This is a genomic window from Amycolatopsis eburnea, from assembly GCF_003937945.1.
GTDB classification, from domain to species: domain Bacteria; phylum Actinomycetota; class Actinomycetes; order Mycobacteriales; family Pseudonocardiaceae; genus Amycolatopsis; species Amycolatopsis eburnea.
This window is the reverse complement of sequence record NZ_RSEC01000046.1, coordinates 366,035-383,374: the sequence shown is the minus strand read 5'-3', so window position 1 is coordinate 383,374 and position 17,340 is coordinate 366,035. Positions and strand designations below refer to the sequence as shown.

The 17,340-nt window shown below is 71.4% G+C and carries 16 protein-coding genes; 8 read left to right on the top strand and 8 right to left on the bottom strand.

Annotation, left to right across the window (positions count from 1 at the left end; all coding sequences use genetic code 11):
* Positions 1-38: 38 nt before the first annotated feature.
* A complete protein-coding gene (locus EIY87_RS21050) occupies positions 39-602 on the top strand; it encodes a TetR/AcrR family transcriptional regulator (RefSeq protein ID WP_125310778.1) in 564 nt (187 codons plus the stop codon).
* 73 nt (positions 603-675) lie between these two features.
* On the opposite strand, the gene pgl is transcribed toward EIY87_RS21050, so the two are convergent.
* Genes pgl through tkt form a run of 6 tightly spaced genes read right to left on the bottom strand, consistent with a single transcriptional unit; the run spans position 676 to position 8,827 of the window.
* The gene (gene pgl / locus EIY87_RS21045; protein ID WP_125310776.1) at positions 676-1,455 is read right to left on the bottom strand and encodes a 6-phosphogluconolactonase; all 780 of its coding nucleotides are present in this window, start codon (positions 1,453-1,455) and stop codon (positions 676-678) included.
* A complete protein-coding gene (opcA, locus tag EIY87_RS21040; protein ID WP_125310774.1) occupies positions 1,452-2,450 on the bottom strand; it encodes a glucose-6-phosphate dehydrogenase assembly protein OpcA in 999 nt (332 codons plus the stop codon). Before opcA ends, pgl begins: the two co-directional genes overlap by 4 nt.
* Positions 2,447-3,970 carry a glucose-6-phosphate dehydrogenase gene (gene zwf / locus EIY87_RS21035; RefSeq protein ID WP_125310772.1) on the bottom strand — a complete coding sequence of 508 codons (1,524 nt, stop codon included), beginning with the start codon at positions 3,968-3,970 and terminating at the stop codon, positions 2,447-2,449. Before zwf ends, opcA begins: the two co-directional genes overlap by 4 nt.
* A complete protein-coding gene (locus tag EIY87_RS21030; protein ID WP_125310770.1) occupies positions 3,967-5,589 on the bottom strand; it encodes a glucose-6-phosphate isomerase in 1,623 nt (540 codons plus the stop codon). Before EIY87_RS21030 ends, zwf begins: the two co-directional genes overlap by 4 nt.
* An 8-nt stretch (positions 5,590-5,597) precedes the next feature.
* Positions 5,598-6,710 (bottom strand): transaldolase, encoded by a 1,113-nt coding sequence (gene tal, locus EIY87_RS21025; RefSeq protein ID WP_125310768.1) that lies wholly within the window; start codon positions 6,708-6,710, stop codon positions 5,598-5,600.
* Between the two features lie 14 nt (positions 6,711-6,724).
* Entirely contained in the window at positions 6,725-8,827 is a 2,103-nt protein-coding gene (gene tkt, locus EIY87_RS21020; protein ID WP_125310766.1) for a transketolase, read from the bottom strand.
* Between the two features lie 283 nt (positions 8,828-9,110).
* Between tkt and EIY87_RS21015 the strand changes: the two genes are divergently transcribed.
* From EIY87_RS21015 to EIY87_RS21000, 4 genes are all read left to right on the top strand, one after another.
* Positions 9,111-10,091: a heme o synthase gene (locus EIY87_RS21015; RefSeq protein ID WP_125310764.1), complete on the top strand. Its 981-nt coding sequence runs from the start codon at positions 9,111-9,113 to the stop codon at positions 10,089-10,091.
* A 194-nt stretch (positions 10,092-10,285) separates the two neighbouring features.
* The gene (locus EIY87_RS21010; protein WP_125310761.1) at positions 10,286-10,684 is read left to right on the top strand and encodes a hypothetical protein; all 399 of its coding nucleotides are present in this window, start codon (positions 10,286-10,288) and stop codon (positions 10,682-10,684) included.
* Between the two features lie 60 nt (positions 10,685-10,744).
* On the top strand, positions 10,745-12,982 hold the full coding sequence (locus tag EIY87_RS21005) for a HelD family protein (RefSeq protein ID WP_191984204.1): 2,238 nt from the start codon (positions 10,745-10,747) through the stop codon (positions 12,980-12,982).
* 10 nt (positions 12,983-12,992) lie between these two features.
* Positions 12,993-13,559, top strand: coding sequence for an FKBP-type peptidyl-prolyl cis-trans isomerase (locus EIY87_RS21000; protein ID WP_125310756.1), 567 nt, complete (start codon positions 12,993-12,995; stop codon positions 13,557-13,559).
* A 26-nt stretch (positions 13,560-13,585) separates the two neighbouring features.
* Here EIY87_RS21000 and EIY87_RS20995 read toward each other — a convergent pair whose 3' ends face one another.
* On the bottom strand, positions 13,586-14,554 hold the full coding sequence (locus tag EIY87_RS20995; RefSeq protein WP_125310753.1) for a quinone oxidoreductase family protein: 969 nt from the start codon (positions 14,552-14,554) through the stop codon (positions 13,586-13,588).
* A 91-nt stretch (positions 14,555-14,645) separates the two neighbouring features.
* On the opposite strand from EIY87_RS20995, the gene EIY87_RS20990 reads away from it, so the two are divergent.
* Together EIY87_RS20990 and EIY87_RS20985 are read left to right on the top strand one after the other, a co-directional pair.
* The gene (locus tag EIY87_RS20990; protein WP_225439961.1) at positions 14,646-14,939 is read left to right on the top strand and encodes a hypothetical protein; all 294 of its coding nucleotides are present in this window, start codon (positions 14,646-14,648) and stop codon (positions 14,937-14,939) included.
* A complete protein-coding gene (locus EIY87_RS20985; RefSeq protein ID WP_125310747.1) occupies positions 14,936-15,796 on the top strand; it encodes an ATP-grasp domain-containing protein in 861 nt (286 codons plus the stop codon). Before EIY87_RS20990 ends, EIY87_RS20985 begins: the two co-directional genes overlap by 4 nt.
* Here the strand turns inward: EIY87_RS20985 and EIY87_RS48935 are convergent, their stop codons facing one another.
* Entirely contained in the window at positions 15,797-15,919 is a 123-nt protein-coding gene (locus EIY87_RS48935) for a hypothetical protein (protein WP_263855616.1), read from the bottom strand.
* A 178-nt stretch (positions 15,920-16,097) separates the two neighbouring features.
* On the opposite strand from EIY87_RS48935, the gene EIY87_RS20980 reads away from it, so the two are divergent.
* Positions 16,098-17,231, top strand: coding sequence for a hypothetical protein (locus EIY87_RS20980; RefSeq protein ID WP_225439960.1), 1,134 nt, complete (start codon positions 16,098-16,100; stop codon positions 17,229-17,231).
* Positions 17,232-17,340: the final 109 nt, after the last annotated feature.

Sequence of the window (17,340 nt, the reverse complement as noted above, 5' to 3'; positions counted from 1 at the left end):
ACTTTTGAAGTGAGTTCACCATCACGTAGGCTGGCGCCATGACCGAAGTGACCGGGCGCCGCGAGCGCAAGAAGGCGCAGACGCGGCAGGCGCTGGCCGACGCCGCGCTGAAGCTGTTCCTCGAACGCGGCTACGACGAGGTCGGGGTGAAGGAGGTCGCGGACGCCGCCGACGTCTCGGTCACGACGTTGTTCAAGTACTTCCCGAGCAAGGAAGCGCTGCTGTTCGACCAGGACGACGACATCGAGGCGGCCCTGGTCGCCGCGGTCCACGGCCGCCCGCCGGGCCACACGATCGTGGACGCGCTGCGCAAGCACATCCTCCGCGACGTCTCCGACGGCGGCCCGGACGAGGAGTTCCTGCGCCTGATCGAGAGCACCCCGGCCCTGCGCGAGTACGGCAGGCGCATGTGGATGCGCCACGAGACGGCGCTCGCCGACGCCATCGCGGCGGAGTCGGGCGCGCCGGCGGGCGACGTCCGGTCCGCGGCACTGGCGAGGTTCGCCCTGGCCTCCCGCGACCTGATCACGGCCCACGAAAACCCCCGCTGGGCCGCGGAGGAGATCTTCGGCTGCCTGGAGCGCGGCTGGCGCACGGAGTGACCCCGGAAAGCCGTGAAGGCCACCTTGAGGAACTTCAAGTTCCTCAAGGTGGCCTTCACGAACCACCGAAAAGCTAGGCCGTGGGCGGCTGGTACACCTTTGTCAGCTTGCCCGCCGCGGACCGGTCCAGCAGCCACAGCGTCCGCCGGTGCCCGCGGGCCCCGGCCACCGGCAGCTGAACCTCACCGGCCCCCGACAGAGCCAACGCCACCGCGTCCGCCTTCGCCGAACCCGCCGTCATCAGCCACACATCCCGCGCCTGCCGGATCGCCGGCAGCGTCAGCGAAACCCGCGTCGGCGGCGGCTTCGGGCAGTTGCGCACCGCCACCACCGAACGCTCGGTCTCGTACACCGCGGGCGACTCCGGGAACACCGACGCCGTGTGGCCCTCGCCGCCGAGACCCAGCAGCATGATGTCGAACGTCGGGACGTTGCCGTGGTCCTCCGGGCCGGCGTTGTCCGCCAGCACCGAGGCGTACGACGCCGCCGCGGCGTCGACGTCGTCACCGAACTCGCCGTCGGACGCCGCGATCGCGTGGACGCGCTTCGGGTCCAGCGGGACGTGGTCCAGCAGCGCCTCGCGGGCCTGCTTCTCGTTCCGCTCGTCCGAATCCGCCGGGACGAACCGCTCGTCGCCCCAGTAGATGTCGAGGCGGGACCAGTCGATCGCGTCGCGGGCCGCCGAAGCGCGCAGCTCCGACAGCACCGCGATGCCCGTCCCGCCGCCGGTCAGCACCAGGGACGCCGTGCCCTTGGCCGCCTGGACGTCCACCAGCCGCGTGACCAGCCGGGCGGCCGCCGCGGCGGCCAGGAGGTCCTGGTTCGCGTAGACGACTACTTCCGTCTTGCTCATTTCTTGGCACCGGCCGCCGCCGCGGCGGCGGGGGACGTGACGTCGGCCTTCGGCGGGGCTCCCGTCTTGCCGTTGGTGCCCGTGGCGATCTTGCCCAGGCCGTGCAGGGCCGCCTCGTAGATCTCGTCCGGGTCGAGCCGGCGGAGCTCCTCGATCAGGCAGTCCTGGTTGTTGCGGCGCTGCAGCGCGATCCGGCGGGTCGGCTGGCCCGGCTGGGTCAGCGTGCCGACGCGGCCGTCCGGGCGGTGCAGCTCCACCGGCCCGGAGCGGCGGTCCAGGGTCACCGAGATGATCCCGGCCGCGCCCGCGCTCTTCACGCGCTTCACCGGCGCCTTCAGGTACTCCGCCAGCCAGCCGGCCAGCAGCTCGGTGGACGGCGAGTCGGCCTCACCCGTCACCGTCGCGCCGGTGATCTTCTCGAACGGCGGCAGGTCCAGCGCCGACACCAGCTGCGCCCGCCAGCGGGTCAGCCGGGTCCACGCCAGGTCGGTGTCGCCCGCGGTGTACGCCTTCGCGCGCGTGGTCAGGGCCCGGACCGGGCTCTTCTCCGCGGCGGAGTCGGTGATCCGGCGCTGCGCCAGCTGGCCCAGCGGGTCGTTCGCCGGGTCCTTCGGGCCGGCACCCGGCCACCAGCAGACGATCGGCGCGTCCGGCAGCAGCAGCGGCACCACCGCGCTCTGGCCCTGCGAGGCCAGCGGGCCGTAGAGCCGCAGCACGATGACCTCGCTCGCGCCGGCATCGCCGCCGACGCGGATCTGGCCGTCGATGCGCGGGGCCGCGGTGCGGGCGCCCTTGGCCACCACGATCACCCGCGACGGGTGCTCGCGGCTGGCGCCGTTGGCCGCTTCGATCGCCTCTTCCAGCCTGGCGTCGTCGTCGGCCACGATGACCAGCGTCAGCACCCGCCCGAGCGCCACTTGCCCGCCCTGTTCGCGGATCTCCACCAGCTTCTTGTTCAACGCCGAAGTCGTGGTGGACGGCAGGTCGATGATCACGGGCGCCTCCATTTCCGGCCGGTGCGCTCCAGCATTTCGTCGGCGGACGGCGGCCCCCAGGTGCCCGGCGGGTACTGCTCGGGCGCGCCTTCCTTGGCCCAGTGGTCGAGGATCGGGTCCAGGATCTTCCAGGACAGCTCGACCTCTTCGTTCACCGGGAACAGCGACGGCTCGCCCAGCAGGACGTCGAGGATCAGGCGCTCGTAGGCCTCGGGGGAGGACTCGGTGAACGCGTGGCCGTAGCCGAAGTCCATCGTGACGTCGCGGACCTCCATCGTGGTCCCCGGCACCTTCGAGCCGAACCGCAGCGTGATGCCCTCGTCCGGCTGCACCCGGATGACCAGGGCGTTCTGCCCCAGCTCCTCGGTCGACGTCGAGTCGAACGGCAGGTGCGGCGCCCGCTTGAACACGACGGCGATCTCGGTGACGCGGCGGCCGAGCCGCTTGCCGGTGCGCAGGTAGAACGGCACCCCGGCCCAGCGGCGGTTCTGCACCTCGAGGGTCACCGCCGCGTAGGTCTCGGTCTTCGAGTCCTTCGCGAAACCCTCTTCCTGCAGCAGGCCCGGCACCTTCGTGCCGCCCTGCCAGCCGCCCGCGTACTGGCCGCGCGCGCTCGTCTTGTTCAGCGGCCCGAGCGGCTTGGTGCCCGAAAGCACCTTGATCTTCTCCGCGCGCAGGGCCCGCGGCTCGAACGACAGCGGCTCCTCCATCGCGGTGAAGGCCAGCAGCTGCAGCAGGTGGTTCTGGATGACGTCCCGGGCCGCGCCGATGCCGTCGTAGTACCCCGCGCGGCCGCCGAGGCCGATGTCCTCGGCCATGGTGATCTGCACGTGGTCGACGAAGTTGGCGTTCCAGATCGGCTCGAACAGCTGGTTCGCGAAGCGCAGCGCCAGGATGTTCTGCACCGTCTCCTTGCCGAGGTAGTGGTCGATGCGGAACACCGACTCCTCGGGGAAGACGTCGTTGACGATCGCGTTCAGCTCTTCGGCGCTCTTCAGGTCGTGCCCGAAGGGCTTCTCGATGACCACGCGCCGCCACGTCTTGTCGTCGGCGTTCGCCAGCCCGGAGCGGGCCAGCTGCTTGGTCACCACCGGGAACGCGCTCGGCGGGATCGACAGGTAGAACGCGGTGTTGCCGCCGGTGCCGCGTTCCTGGTCGAGGTCCTTCACAGTCTGCGCGAGCCGGTCGAAGGCGTCGTCGTCGTCGAAGGTGCCCTGCACGAACCGGATGCCTTCGGCGAGCCGGTTCCACACCGACTCCTTGAACGGCGTCCGCGCGTGCTCCTTGACCGAGTCGTGCACGAGCTCGCCGAAGTCCTGGTGCTCCCAGTCGCGCCGGGCGAACCCGACGAGCGAGAAGCCCGCGGGCAGCAGCCCGCGGTTGGCCAGGTCGTAGATGGCGGGCATCAGCTTCTTGCGGGCCAGGTCGCCGGTGACACCGAAGATCACCAGGCTGGACGGCCCGGCGATCCGGGGGAGCCGCTTGTCCCGCGGATCGCGAAGGGGGTTGCTCCACGTCATGCGCCGACCTCCTGTACCGCGCGGACGACCGCCGCGAGGCCCGCGGCCCGGTCGGTCAGGTGCAGACGCAGCACCGGGCGGCCGTGCTCGGCGAGCACCTGCCCGTCACCCAGTGCCTGCGCGTGCTGCAGCTGGCCGAGCGTGTAGGGCCGGTCCGGCACGTCGAGGTCCTGCTCGACCGCGCCGGTCAGCTGCAGGAACACGCCGTTCTGGTGCCCGCCCTTGTGGTACTGGCCGGTGGAGTGCAGGAACCGCGGTCCCCAGCCGAACGTCGTCTGCTTCCCGGTGCGCTTGGCGATCTCGCCGCGCAGCAGGGACGTCGAGGCGTCGTCGAGCCGGTCGAGGTAGGCCTGCACCGCGATGTAGCCCGCGTCCGGCGCCGAAGCGAAGAACGCGCGCAGCACGTCGGTCAGGCTGCCGTCCGTGGAAACGCCGTCACTGCCGAAGATCTCGACCGGTCCGTCCACATTGGACGCGGCCTCGCCGCCCTTGAGCTTCTCCGGGTCGTCCAGCAGCGCGCGGGCCGCCTTCTTGGCCGCCTCGACGTCCGGCTGGTCGAACGGGTTGATCCCGAGCAGCCGGCCGGCGAGCGCCGTCGCGAACTCCCAGAGCAGGAACTGCGCGCCGAGCGAGCCGGTGACGGCGATCTTCGCCGCACCCTGCGGGCTGCCGACCGCGGTGGCCGTGGCGTCCGACTTCGCGTCGGCGAAGCCGGCCGCCTCCGGGCCTTCGACCGCGACCGGCAGCAGGCCGGTGCCCTGCTTGCCGGTGGACTCGGCGATCAGCTGCTCCGCCCAGTCGGGGAAGCCCTTGATCCCGGAGCCCGTGTCGGCCAGCACGACCTTCTCGGCGCCCGCCTCGTGCGCCGCGGCCCACGCGGCGGCCAGCTTGACCGCCGGGTTGTCCGCGGAGTCCGCGGCCAGCTCGTCGGCCACCGAAGCGGCCTGGTCGAGCAGCCGGGCGACGTCCGCGCCGGCCAGCCCGGCCGGGACGAGCCCGAACGCGGTCAGCGCCGAGTAGCGGCCGCCGACGTGCGGGTCGGCGAGGAAGACCTTGCGGTACCCCTCTTTTTCGGACAGTTCCTGGAACGGCGAGCCCGGGTCGGTGACGACCACGATCCGCCGCGCCGCATCGATCCCCGCGTCGGCGAACGCTTTCGCGAAGATCCGCCGGTGACTGTCGGTCTCGACGGTGCCGCCCGACTTCGACGACACCACGATCACCGTGCGCTCCAGGTCGCCGGCGAGCGCGTCGGCGACCTGGCCCGGGTCGGTGGTGTCGAGGACGGTCAGCGGCACGCCGTCGGTCGCGGTGATCACCTCGGGCGCCAGCGACGAGCCGCCCATGCCGGCCAGCACGACGCGGTCGACGCCTTCGGACCGCAGCTCGGTCCGCAGCGCCTCGATCTCGCCGATCAGCGGCCGCGACGACTTGTGCAGCGTCGTCCACGACAGCCGGATCGACGCCTCGGGTTCGGCGTCCGGCCCCCAGAGCGTCGCGTCCTGCGCCGCCAGCTTCGACGCGGCCTGGTCGGCGACCAGCCGGTCGGCCAGCGGCGCGGCGCGCTCCGCCAGTGCGGCGTCCACGATCTCGACGCCGGTCTTCTCACCTGTGGTCATGTCGTGCTTCAGCCCTTCGCCTTCTCGAGCTGCCCGTTCACGGTCTCCAGAAGCTCGGTCCACGACTTCTCGAACTTCTCGACGCCTTCGTTCTCCAGCACCAGGAAGACGTCGGTGATGTCGATGCCGGCGGCCGCCAGCCGGTCGAAGACCTCCTGCGCCTCGGCGCCGCGCCCGGTGACCTGGTCGCCCTTGAGCTCAGCATGCTCCGCGACGGCGTCCAGGGTCTTCTCCGGCATGGTGTTGACGGTGTCCTTGACCACCAGGTCGTCGACGTAGAGCGTCGGCGAGTAGTCCGGGTTCTTCACGCCGGTCGAGGCCCACAGCGGGCGCTGCGCGTTGGCGCCGTCGGCCGCGAGGGCCTTCCAGCGGTCCGAAGCGAACAGCTCCTCGAAGGCCGCGTAGGCGAGCCGGGCGTTGGCGACGGCGGCCTTGCCGCGCAGGGCCTTGGCCTCGTCGGTGCCGATGGCGTCCAGGCGCTTGTCGATCTCGGTGTCCACGCGGGAGACGAAGAACGACGCGACCGAGTGGATGCCGCGCAGGTCGTGGCCGTTGGCCTTGGCCTGCTCCAGGCCGGCGAAGAAGGCCTCGATGACGGCCCGGTAGCGCTCCACGGAGAAGATCAGCGTGACGTTGACGCTGATGCCCTCGGCGAGCGTGGCGGTGATCGCCGGCAGGCCCTCTTCGGTGGCCGGGATCTTGATCAGCACGTTCGGCCGGTCGACGGTCTTCCACAGGTCCTTCGCCTCGGCCACCGTCTTGCCGGTGTCCTTGGCCAGGCGCGGGTCCACCTCGATCGAGACACGGCCGTCGACGCCGTTCGTGGCGTTGTAGACCTCGCGGAACAGGTCCGCGGCGTTGCGCACGTCGGTCGTGGTCAGGTCGCGGATGGTCGCCTCGACGTCGGCGCCCTGGGCGGCCAGTTCCCGGGTCCGCTCGTCGTAGGCGTCGCCCTTCGACATCGCGTTGGCGAAGATCGTCGGGTTGGTCGTGACGCCGACGACGTGCTTGTCGCGGATCAGGCCGGCCAGGTTGCCGGTGTTCAGGCGTTCACGCGAGAGGTCGTCGAGCCAGATCGAGACACCGGCCTCGGACAGCGCGGCGAGCTTGTCGTTGCTCATTACTGTCATCCCCTTCAGGAATTCTTGGTGTTCTGGATCGAGCGGCGCGCGGCCTCGACGACTGCTTCCGCGGTGAAACCGAACTCACGGAACAGTGTGGCGGCATCGGCGGAGGCGCCGAAGTGCTCGATCGAAACGTTCACCCCGGCGTCACCGGTGAAGCGGTGCCACGACTGGGCGATCCCCGCCTCGACGGACACGCGGGCCTTCACCCCGGCCGGGATGACGGATTCGCGGTAGGCCGCGTCCTGCGCGTCGAACCACTCGACGCACGGCATGGACACGACTCGCGCCTTGACGCCGTCGGCGTCCAGGGTCTTCTTCGCCTCGACGGCGAGCTGGACCTCGGAACCGGTGGCGATGAGGACCACGTCCGGGGTGCCGTCGGAGTCGGCCAGGACGTACCCGCCCTTGGCGACGCCCTCCGCGCTGGTGCCCTCGAGCACCGGCACGTTCTGGCGGGTCAGCGCCAGGCCGGACGGGTGGTGGATGTCCTCCAGGACCGCCTTCCACGCGTACGCGGTCTCGTTGGCGTCCGCCGGGCGGACGACGTTGAGGCCCGGGATCGCGCGCAGCGCGGAGAGCTGCTCGATCGGCTGGTGCGTCGGCCCGTCCTCGCCGAGGCCGATCGAGTCGTGCGTCCACACGTAGGTGACCGGCGCCTTCATCAGCGCGGCCAGCCGGACCGGCGGGCGCATGTAGTCGGAGAAGATGAGGAACGTCGCACCGTACGGGCGGGTGCCGCCGTGCAGCGCGATCCCGTTGAGGATCGAGCCCATGGCGTGCTCGCGGACGCCGAAGTGCAGCGTCCGGCCGTACGGGTTGGCCTGCCACATGTCGGTGGCGGCCTTCTCGGGACCGAACGAGTCGGCGCCCTTCATCGTCGTGTTGTTGCTCTCGGCCAGGTCGGCCGAGCCGCCCCACAGCTCCGGCAGCGGGTCGGCCAGCGCGTTCAGCACCTCACCGGAGGCCTTGCGGGTGGCGATGCCCTTGGCGTCCGGCTCCCACTTCGGCAGGTTGTCGGCGAAGCCCTCGGGCAGCGTGCGGGTGGACAGGCGGTCCGCCAGCTTCTTGCGCTCCGGGTTCGCGGCGCCCCACGCCTCGAACTTCTTGGTCCACTCCGCGTGCGCGGCCTTCCCGCGGTCGAGCGCCTGGCGGGTGTGCTTGAGCACCTCGTCCTCGACCTGGAACGACTGCTCCGGGTCGAAGCCCAGGATCTCCTTGACCGCGGCGACCTCTTCGGCGCCCAGCGCGGCGCCGTGCGCCTTGCCGGTGCCCATCTTCTTCGGGGCCGGGTAGCCGATGACGGTCCGCAGCGCGATGAACGACGGCCGCTGCGTCTCGGCCTTGGCGGCCTTGATCGCCTCCTCGATCGCGACGACGTCCTCGCCGCCCTCGACGACCTGGGTGTGCCACCCGTAGGCCTCGTAGCGCGCGACGGTGTCCTCCGACAGCGCGATGTTGGTGTCGTCCTCGATCGAGATCTTGTTGTCGTCGTAGAAGACGATCAGGTTCCCCAGCTCCTGGCGGCCCGCGATGGACGACGCCTCGGAGGTGACGCCCTCTTCGATGTCGCCGTCGGAGGCGACGACGTAGACGAAGTGGTCGAAGATGCTCTCGCCGGGCGCGGCGTCCGGGTCGAGCAGGCCGCGCTCGCGGCGGGCCGCCATCGCCATGCCCACGGCGTTGGCCAGGCCCTGCCCGAGCGGGCCGGTGGTGGTCTCGACGCCGTCGGTGTGGCGGTACTCCGGGTGGCCCGGGGTCTTGGAGCCCCACTTGCGCAGCTGCTTGAGGTCCTCGAGCTCGAGGCCGTAGCCGGCGAGGAAGAGCTGGATGTAGAGCGTCAGGCTCGAGTGCCCGGCCGAGAGGACGAACCGGTCGCGGCCCGGCCAGTTCTGGTCGTTCGGGTCGTGACGCAGCGTGCGCTGGAAGAGCGTGTAGGCCAGCGGCGCCAGGCTCATCGCGGTGCCGGGGTGGCCGCTGCCACAGTTTTCGACCGCGTCGGCCGCGAGCACCCGGACGGTGTCCACGGCGCGGGTGTCGGTCTCGGTCCAGTCGGCGGGCACGTTGCGCCGGAGGAGTGGGTTGTTCTCGCTGGTAGTGGCGGTTTCGGACACTGAACTCCAACTCCCGGTCATGATGGTTGCGGCTGGTCTTCCTCGTTCCGGTCACCCGTGTGCGCGGCTACTCATCTCAATCGATCCCGAAGGGACGATATTCCTGCTCGCGGCCATGCGCAGGGGCAATCGCGGCCCGTCGCGGCCAGCCTAGTGCTTCGGGCTGTCGAGGACCCGCGATCACCCACGGGATTCACCACGTCTAACATCGTTCGAGGGTTCAGTAGGGCTGGTTCTCCGGCTACCCGGACTGGCCCCGCCCGAACCTGACGCAGGGAGTGAAATGTCGTTGGTGAACGCTGCGCACGGACGCAGTGACGACACCAGCGCGGTGCACCCGACCGGTGAGCGACCGCACGGTGAGCGGCGAAGCCTCCGCCGGGTCGTCGGCGCCTACGCGGCGCTCGCGAAGCCGCGGGTGATCGAGCTCCTCCTCGTCACCACCATCCCGGCGATGTTCCTCGCCGGCCGTCAGATCCCGTCGCCGTGGCTGGTCCTGGCCACGCTGGTCGGCGGGACGATGGCCGCGGGCAGCGCGAACGCGCTCAACTGCGTGATCGACGCGGACATCGACAAGGTGATGAACCGCACGAAGCGCCGCCCGCTGGTCAAGGACTCGGTGCCCCGCCGCGGCGCGCTGATCTTCGGCCTGGTCCTGGGCGTCGCCTCGGCCGCCGTGCTCTACCTCACGGTGAACCTGCTCTCGGCGATCCTCGCGGTCGCGACGATCCTCTTCTACATCTTCGTCTACACGCTCGGCCTGAAGCGGCGCACGTCGCAGAACGTCGTCTGGGGCGGCGCGGCGGGCTGCATGCCGGTGGTCATCGGCTGGGCGGCCGTCACCGGCACCGTGCAGTGGCCGGCGTTCGTGATGTTCGGCGTCATCTTCTTCTGGACGCCGCCGCACACGTGGGCGCTGGGCATGAAGTACCGCGACGACTACGAGCGCGCCGGCGTCCCGATGCTGCCGGTGGTCGCCACCGCCCAGCACGTCGCCCGCCAGATCGTCATCTACTCGTGGGTGATGGTGGCCTGGACGCTGCTGCTGCTCCCGGTGACGTCCTGGCTGTACGGCACCTTCGCCATCCTCGCCGGCGGCTGGTTCCTCTTCTACGCGCACAGCCTGCAGGCCGCGGTGCGGCGCGGTGAGGAGACCAAGCCGATGGCGCTGTTCCACCGCTCGAACACGTACCTGATGATCGTGTTCGTCGCGCTGGCCGTCGACTCGGCGATCGGCCTGCCCACCCTCGGCCTGCCGTTCTGAGACGGATCGGGACCGCGGCCGCCGCGGTCGTCGTCCTGGGCCTGCTCGTCCTCCTCGGCCGGGGCCGGGTCGACCTCGACCAGAACCGGCTCCTCGGGACCGGCTGCGCCATCCCGGCCAAGATCACCGCGGTCCCCGGCCCGGCCCCCGACGGCGGCGCCGTCCGCGTCGCCGAACAGGGCCCGGGTGCCGCCGTGCTGGAGAACACCAGCACCCTCGCCGCCTACCGGATCGTCGTCACGGCCGGCACCCGGACCGTGGAGGTGCCGGCGCTCACCCCGGGACAGCGGATCGGCGTCGTCCTCGACCGGCCCGCCGTCGGCCCGGTCACCTGGCTGCCCTCGGAGTCCCTCGGCGGCTTCACGCCCGTGACCGCCGACGTCGTCCCCGGAGGGGTCCGCTACCGCTCCGGAAACTGCCGTGCGCTGACCAGCCGCGGTGCCGCGGTGGTGTTCCGTGCCCCGGACGGGCAAATCACCGGGGGTGCGCAGCTGCCGCCGGCGGACGTGTCGTGCGCGCCGGGGGAGAAGGTGCTGCCCGTCGCCGTCCGGGCCGGCGAGATCTCCCCGTACTGCGCCCTCGGGACGGAATGATCGCGCGGCGACCGCCGTTAGACTCTGTTGGCTCTTTTCCTTGAGGCGAAAGCAGGATCTTTGTCTTCGGACGACTTCTCCGCCGAGCTCGCCCGCGAGCAGGCGTACGTCACCACGCTCTACGCGAAGCTCGACGCCGAGCGCGCCGACGCCCAGCGCCGCCTCGACGAGACGTTGCGGCTGACCGGCGGGACCCCGCAGGCCCGGACCGAGCGCGACGTCGCCACCACCCTCTACACCGACCGGCTCGCCCAGCTCGGCTCCGTCGAGCAGGGCCTCGCCTTCGGGCGGCTCGACTTCGTCCCCGGGAGCGCCGAGGAAACCACCTACATCGGCCGGCTCGGGCTGTTCGACGAGGACGACGACTACAAGCCGCTGCTCGTCGACTGGCGGGCGCCGGTCGCGCGGCCGTTCTACCTCGCCACCGCGGCGTCGCCCGAAGGGGTGCGCCGGCGGCGGCACCTGCGGTCGCTGACCCGCAAGGTCACCGGCTTCGACGACGAGGTCCTCGACCTCACCGCCGCCGACCAGGGCCAGGACCTCGGGCTGGCCGGCGAGGCCGCGCTGCTGGCCGCCCTGGAGCAGCGGCGCACGGGTGAGATGAGCGACATCGTCGCCACCATCCAGGCCGAGCAGGACCGCATCATCCGCGCCCCGCTGGGCGGCGTCATGGTCGTGCAGGGCGGGCCGGGCACCGGCAAGACCGCCGTCGCCCTGCACCGCGCCGCCTACCTGCTCTACACGCACCGGCAGCAGCTCACCACGCGCGGCGTGCTGGTCGTCGGGCCGAACAGCACGTTCCTGCGCTACATCGGCCAGGTGCTGCCGTCGCTCGGCGAGACCGGCGTGCTGCTGGCCACCATCGGGCAGCTCTACCCGGGCCTGGACGCCGACGGCGCCGAACCCCGCGAGACCACCGAGGTCAAGGGCCGGCTGGTGATGGCCGACGTGCTCGCCAACGCCGTCCGCGACCGCCAGCGCGTGCCCGAGCCGGTGCTGGAGATCGAGTACGAGCACGACGTGCTGCGCCTGGACCGCAAGACGTGCGCCGACGCGCGCACCCGTGCCCGCCGTTCGCGCCGCCCGCACAACCCGGCGCGGCGCCTGTTCGTCTCCGACGTCCTCGACGCGCTGACCCGGCAGGCCGCGCGGAAGCTGGGGGACGACCTGCTCGACGGGCAGGACCTCCAGGACATCCGGGCCGAGCTGGCGGCCGACGAGAACGTCGCCGCGGCGCTGGATGCGCTGTGGCCCGTGCTGACCCCGGAAGGCGTCCTCGACGACCTGTTCGCCGACCGCGAACGCTTGGACAGCGCGGCCCGGAAACTGCTGTCGCCCGAGGATCGCGCCCTGCTGGAAAGCGGACGGGACGCGCGCTGGACGCCCGCCGACGTGCCGCTGCTCGACGAGCTGGCCGAGCTGATCGGCGTCGACGACACCGAAGCCCGCGTCGAGCGCAAACGCCGTGAGCGCGAGGACCGCGCGTACGCCGAGGGCGTGCTCGACATCCTCGAGCAGGACGAGGAGATCATCGACGAGGAGCTGCTGCGCGTCTCCGACGTCCTCGACGCCGAGCTGTTCGCCGAGCGCCAGGTCGCGCGCAGCGAGCTGACCGCGGCCCAGCGGGCGGCGCAGGACCGGACCTGGACGTTCGGGCACGTGATCGTCGACGAGGCCCAGGAGCTCTCGGCGATGGACTGGCGGCTGCTCATGCGCCGCTCACCGAACCGCTCGATGACGCTGGTCGGCGACGTCGCCCAGACCGGCGCGGCGGGCGGGGCGCGGTCGTGGGGCGAGGTGCTCTCGCCGTACGTCGCGGACCGGTGGCGGCTGGAAGAGCTGACCGTGAACTACCGGACGCCCGCCGAGATCATGGCCGTGGCCGCGCGGGTCCTCGCGGAGGTGTCCCCGGAGCTGGCGGCGCCGTCTTCGGTGCGGGAGACCGGGGTGCCGCCGTGGTCGGCGCGCCCGGCATCGCTCGCCGCGGAGCTGCCCGGGCTGGTTTCGCGCGAGTTGTCCGAAGTGGACGGTGGCACGGTGGCGGTGCTGGTGCCGCCGTCCCGGCTCGAGGCGGTTTCGGAGCTGCTCGGGGCGTCGGACGAGCGGCTGAGCGTGCTGACGGTCGAGCGGTCGAAGGGCCTGGAGTTCGACTCGGTGGTGCTGGTGGCGCCGGACGAGGTCGTCGCGGGCTCGCCGCGCGGGCTCAACGACCTGTACGTGGCCCTGACGCGCGCGACCCGGCGGCTCGGCGTGGTCCGGACCGGTGACGAGGTACCGGCACTCTCCGTGCTTGGCTAGGGTGCCTCGCATGCAGAAGATCGGGAAGTTCGTGGTCGTCGCCGCGGCGGCGCTGTCGCTGGCCGCGTGCGGCCAGGACGCCAAGACCGAAACGGCGGCCCCGGCGGGCCCGGCCGTCCCCTCGTCCAACGCCGCCCCGGCGACCCAGAGCAAGGGCCGCGAGTGCGCCGCCGAGGACATCAAGACGACGGGGAAGTTCGGCGAAAAGCCCGAGATCACCGTCCCGGACGACTGCGACCCGCCGAAGAAGCTGATCACGAAGGACCTGTCCGAGGGCACCGGTCCGGCGGCCGCGGCCGGGCAGAAGCTGAAGATGAACTACCTGCTCGTGACGTGGTCGGACAAGAAGGTCCTGGACAACTCCTACGACCGCGGCGAGACGTTCGACCTGAACCTGGGCGCGGGCGAGGTCATCCCGGGCTGGGACCAGGGCCTCACCGGCATCAAGCAGGGCGGCCGCCGCCTGCTGATCATCCCGCCCGACCTCGCGTACCGCGAGGGCGGCCGGGGGATCAAGCCGAACGAGACCCTGGTCTTCGTCACCGACGCCGTCTCGGTCCCCGGCAACCAGGGCTGACCGTAGCTTTCACGTGAAAGCTACGGTCAGGGGATGAGCAGGAGCTTGCCGGTCGTGCGCCGGGCCTGGAGGTCTTCGTGGGCCCGGCGGGCGTCGGCCAGCGGGTACTTGCCCCCGATGCGGACGGTCAGCTCACCCGCGAGGATCGCGTCGAACAGCTCCTTCGACCGCCAGTCGATCTCCTCGCGCGTGCGCGTGTAGTGCACCGACGTCGGGCGGGTCAGGTACAGCGACCCGCCCGCGTTGAGGCGCTGCGGGTCCAGCGGCGGGACCGGGCCGCTCGAGGCGCCGAACAGCGCCAGCAGGCCGCGGACCTTGAGGCTGGCGAGGCTGCCGTCGACGGTGTCCTTGCCCACGCCGTCGTAGACGACGTCGACGCCCTCGCCGCCGGTCAGCTCGCGGGTGAGCTTGGCGAAGTCGTCGCGGTCGTAGCGGATCACCTCGTCGGCGCCGGCTTCGCGGGCGAGCTTCTCCTTCTCCTCGGTCGACACCGTGCCGATGACCCGGGCCCCGCGCGCCTTCGCCAGCTGGACCAGCAGCAGCCCGACGCCGCCGGCGGCCGCGTGCACCAGCACGTCGTGGCCCGGCTTGACCTCGAAGGTCGAGGCGACCAGGTAGTGCGCGGTGATGCCCTGCAGCATCGTCGCGGCGGCGGTCTCGAGGGAGACGCCCTCGGGTACCCGGACGGCCACCGACGCCGGGACGAGCTTGCGGGCCGCGTAGCTGCCGATCGAGCCCTGCCACGCGACGCGGTCGCCGGGCGCGAAGCCGGTGCCATCGCCGGCTTCGACGACCGTCCCGGCGCCTTCGAGGCCGAGCACGAAGGGCAGCTCCATCGGGTAGATGCCCTGGCGCTGGTAGGTGTCGATGTAGTTCACGCCGGCCGCGGCGACGTCGACCAGCAGCTCGCCGGCCCCCGGGCCCGCGACGTCCACTTCGGCCGGTTCGAGCACTTCCGGGCCGCCGGTCTTCGTCACCTGCACTGCGGTGGGCATGGGTCCTCCTCGGGTCGGGTTCTCCCGGTGCAACTATGGCCGACGCCACGCTGTTCCGCGTTCCGGCGGGTTCTTCGTTATGGTTCGGAACGTGGCTGAAGAGACTGTTCCGCCGACCAGCGCGCAGCTGGGTGCGGCCCGCAAGTTCGTGAAGGCGCACGGCAAGCCGTCCCGCGCGGTGGTGGAGAACATCGGCCGGGCGGGCGCCCGCGTCGTGCTCGTCGGCGCCGACGGCGCGCTCGGCGACGTCGTAGTGCCCACCATCGCAACCGGCGAGGCACTGGTCGAGGCCGTCGAGGACCTCGCACCGGCCACGTGGGACGCGGAGACGGTGCAGGCCACGAAGATCGGCCCGGAGCACCGCCGCAAGATGGCGGGCAGGTGAGCCCCACCGCGGTCCTGGTCAGCTGTTCGGAGCTGCCGGAAGGCGACGGCGACGACGACGCTGTCGTGCCCGCGCTGGCGTCACTGGGCTTCTCGGTGTCGTGGGCACCGTGGGACTCGTCGTTCGACTTCGCCGCGGCGGACGCGGTCGTCCTGCGCGCGACCTGGGACTACGCCGCCCGCCGCCCGGAGTTCCTCGACTGGTGCGAATCGGTCCCGTCGCTGCTGAACTCCGCCGACGTCGTCCGGTGGAACACGGACAAGACGTACCTGACCGAGCTGCTCGACGCGGGTCTGGCCGTGGTGCCGACCGCACTGGCCGCGCCCGGCGACGACGCCCGCTTCCCCGCCACGGACTTCGTGGTGAAGCCGTCGGTGGGCGCGGGCTCGCGCGGCGCGGCCCGCTTCACCGCCGGGGCCGACGCTTCCGCGCACGTGGCCGCGCTGCACGCCGAGGGCCACACGGCGCTGATCCAGCCGTACCAGTCCAGTGTGGACACTTCGGGCGAGCTGGCGCTGGTCTACCTGGGCGGGATCTACTCGCACGCCTTCTCGAAGGGCGCGATGCTGGGGTCCACAATGGACGCCTCCGGCCTGTACCTGACGGAGAAGCTGGCACCGGCTTCGCCGCCCGCGGAAGCGCTGGCACTGGCCGAAGACGTCCTCGACGCGGCTTCGGCGCTGCTGGGGATCCTGCGGGCCGAGCTGCTGTACGCCCGGGTGGACCTGGTGCGCGGGGCGGACGGGAAGCCACTGCTGCTGGAGCTGGAGCTGACGGAGCCGTCGTTGGGCTTCCGCCAGACGGACCCGAGCGCGGCGCTGCGTTTCGCGTCCGCGGTGCGGCAGCAGCTGGCGTAGTCACTCGGCGGCTCGCTGCACAGCGGCGAGCGCCAGCGCGACGACCGCGCCGATCGTGGTCACCGCCATCGAGCCGGTGATCAAATAGAGCCCGCCGATTCCGGTGAGGCCGGCTTTGATCAATTTCCGCAGTCTCCGGGAATCGTCCCGGTCGCGTTCCCCATTGCCCACCGTACTACCCCTCTCTATGGTGTACTAGTACGCTCCTTTCAGGGTGCCGCGCGGGGGCTGCGATCGGAAATGATCTTTGGTGGTGCGGAGGTGTTTCTGCTTGCCGGACTTTTCTGCCGATTGTCGATCTTTGCCGGGGCTTCCCGAAAAGGCGGCGCTGGGATCGCTGGCCCGGCGCCGCGACGATGACCTGCTCGGAGCCCTCAGGCGTGCGGCCGAGCCGTCGTCGAACGGCTCCGCGAACGTGCTCGGCTGCCTCGTCGCCCCGACCGCTTCGCTACCGTCGGCCAGTCCGGAAACGCGTGCATTCGCGGTCTGGGGACTCGTCGTCGACGAAATCGGCAAAGTGGGCTCGGTGGTGGAACCGCGGGAGCATTTCGTCCTGCTCGCGGCGTTCCGGCTGCCGCCCGTTCCCGACAGCGGCTGGGCGCCGACCCTCGGTGAACGGTTCGGGCAGCTGGCCGAGGTGCGCGGTCTTTTCGGGGCCCGCAAACCGCTGTCGAACACGCCGATGAACAAAGCCTGGGCCGGCGCGCTGGAAATGCTCGCCGCCGCCGTGGCAGGCCGGCTCGGGCACCTCGAAGGCGAAGACTGGCTGCCCTACGTGGAGATCGGGCGGTCGGCCATGACGGGAACACCGCCCGGCGGCGGGAGCCCGGAGGAGTTCCGTGCCCCGTCCGAGGGCGCGCAGCCGGTGTTCGTGGAGCGGATGCTGGTCACCGTCGTCATGCACCGGCGGACGGCGCTGCGCCGCATCACCGAACGGGACATCGTCGCCCGCAAGGACGGTCTCGACGGCTACGACGTCCAAGCGGGGACCGGGTGGTCCGGGAACCTCACCGAGCTGCCGGTGGTCGCCCTGTGGAACTGCCGCCTGGTCGCGGTGCCCGGCGAGGACCCGGGCGACCCCGTGCTGGCCCGGCTGCGGTTCCGGCGGAAGCTGCGGCTGGGCGAGCGCTACGCGTTCGTTTCCGAGGCACTGGACTGGAAACTCGACGAAGTGCGGCGGTGGATCAGCGTCGAGGTCGACCACCACGGGGTCGCGCCGGGCGGGCTGACGATCCGGGTCAAGTTCGACGAGGCCTGCTTGCCGGCTGCCTGCTGGTGGTACGCGGAGCAGCTCGAGGTGGAACGGCTGCGGCGGCCGGCGCCGGGTGATCCGCGCCTGCTCGACGTCGGCGACGGGTTCGTGCAGCACACCTTCGAGGGGAGCTGCCAGCCGAGGGAGGAGTACGGGATCGCGTTCCGCTGGCCGCAGCGGTGAAAACGAAGCCACATCACGCCAACGTGGCTTCATTCCCTTCCCTGGAGAGCGCTGACCTCAGTTGCCGGTGTTGCCGCCGCCTTCGCCGCCGCCACCGGCGTGGTCGTGG

Coding starts and splice junctions, on each gene's coding strand:
- EIY87_RS21050 (WP_125310778.1), top strand. CDS start 39: ATGACCGAAGTGACCGGGCGCCGCGAGCGCAAGAAGGCGCAGACGCGG.
- pgl (WP_125310776.1), bottom strand. CDS start 1,455: ATGAGCAAGACGGAAGTAGTCGTCTACGCGAACCAGGACCTCCTGGCC.
- zwf (WP_125310772.1), bottom strand. CDS start 3,970: ATGACGTGGAGCAACCCCCTTCGCGATCCGCGGGACAAGCGGCTCCCC.
- EIY87_RS21030 (WP_125310770.1), bottom strand. CDS start 5,589: ATGACCACAGGTGAGAAGACCGGCGTCGAGATCGTGGACGCCGCACTG.
- tal (WP_125310768.1), bottom strand. CDS start 6,710: ATGAGCAACGACAAGCTCGCCGCGCTGTCCGAGGCCGGTGTCTCGATC.
- EIY87_RS21015 (WP_125310764.1), top strand. CDS start 9,111: ATGTCGTTGGTGAACGCTGCGCACGGACGCAGTGACGACACCAGCGCG.
- EIY87_RS21000 (WP_125310756.1), top strand. CDS start 12,993: ATGCAGAAGATCGGGAAGTTCGTGGTCGTCGCCGCGGCGGCGCTGTCG.
- EIY87_RS20995 (WP_125310753.1), bottom strand. CDS start 14,554: ATGCCCACCGCAGTGCAGGTGACGAAGACCGGCGGCCCGGAAGTGCTC.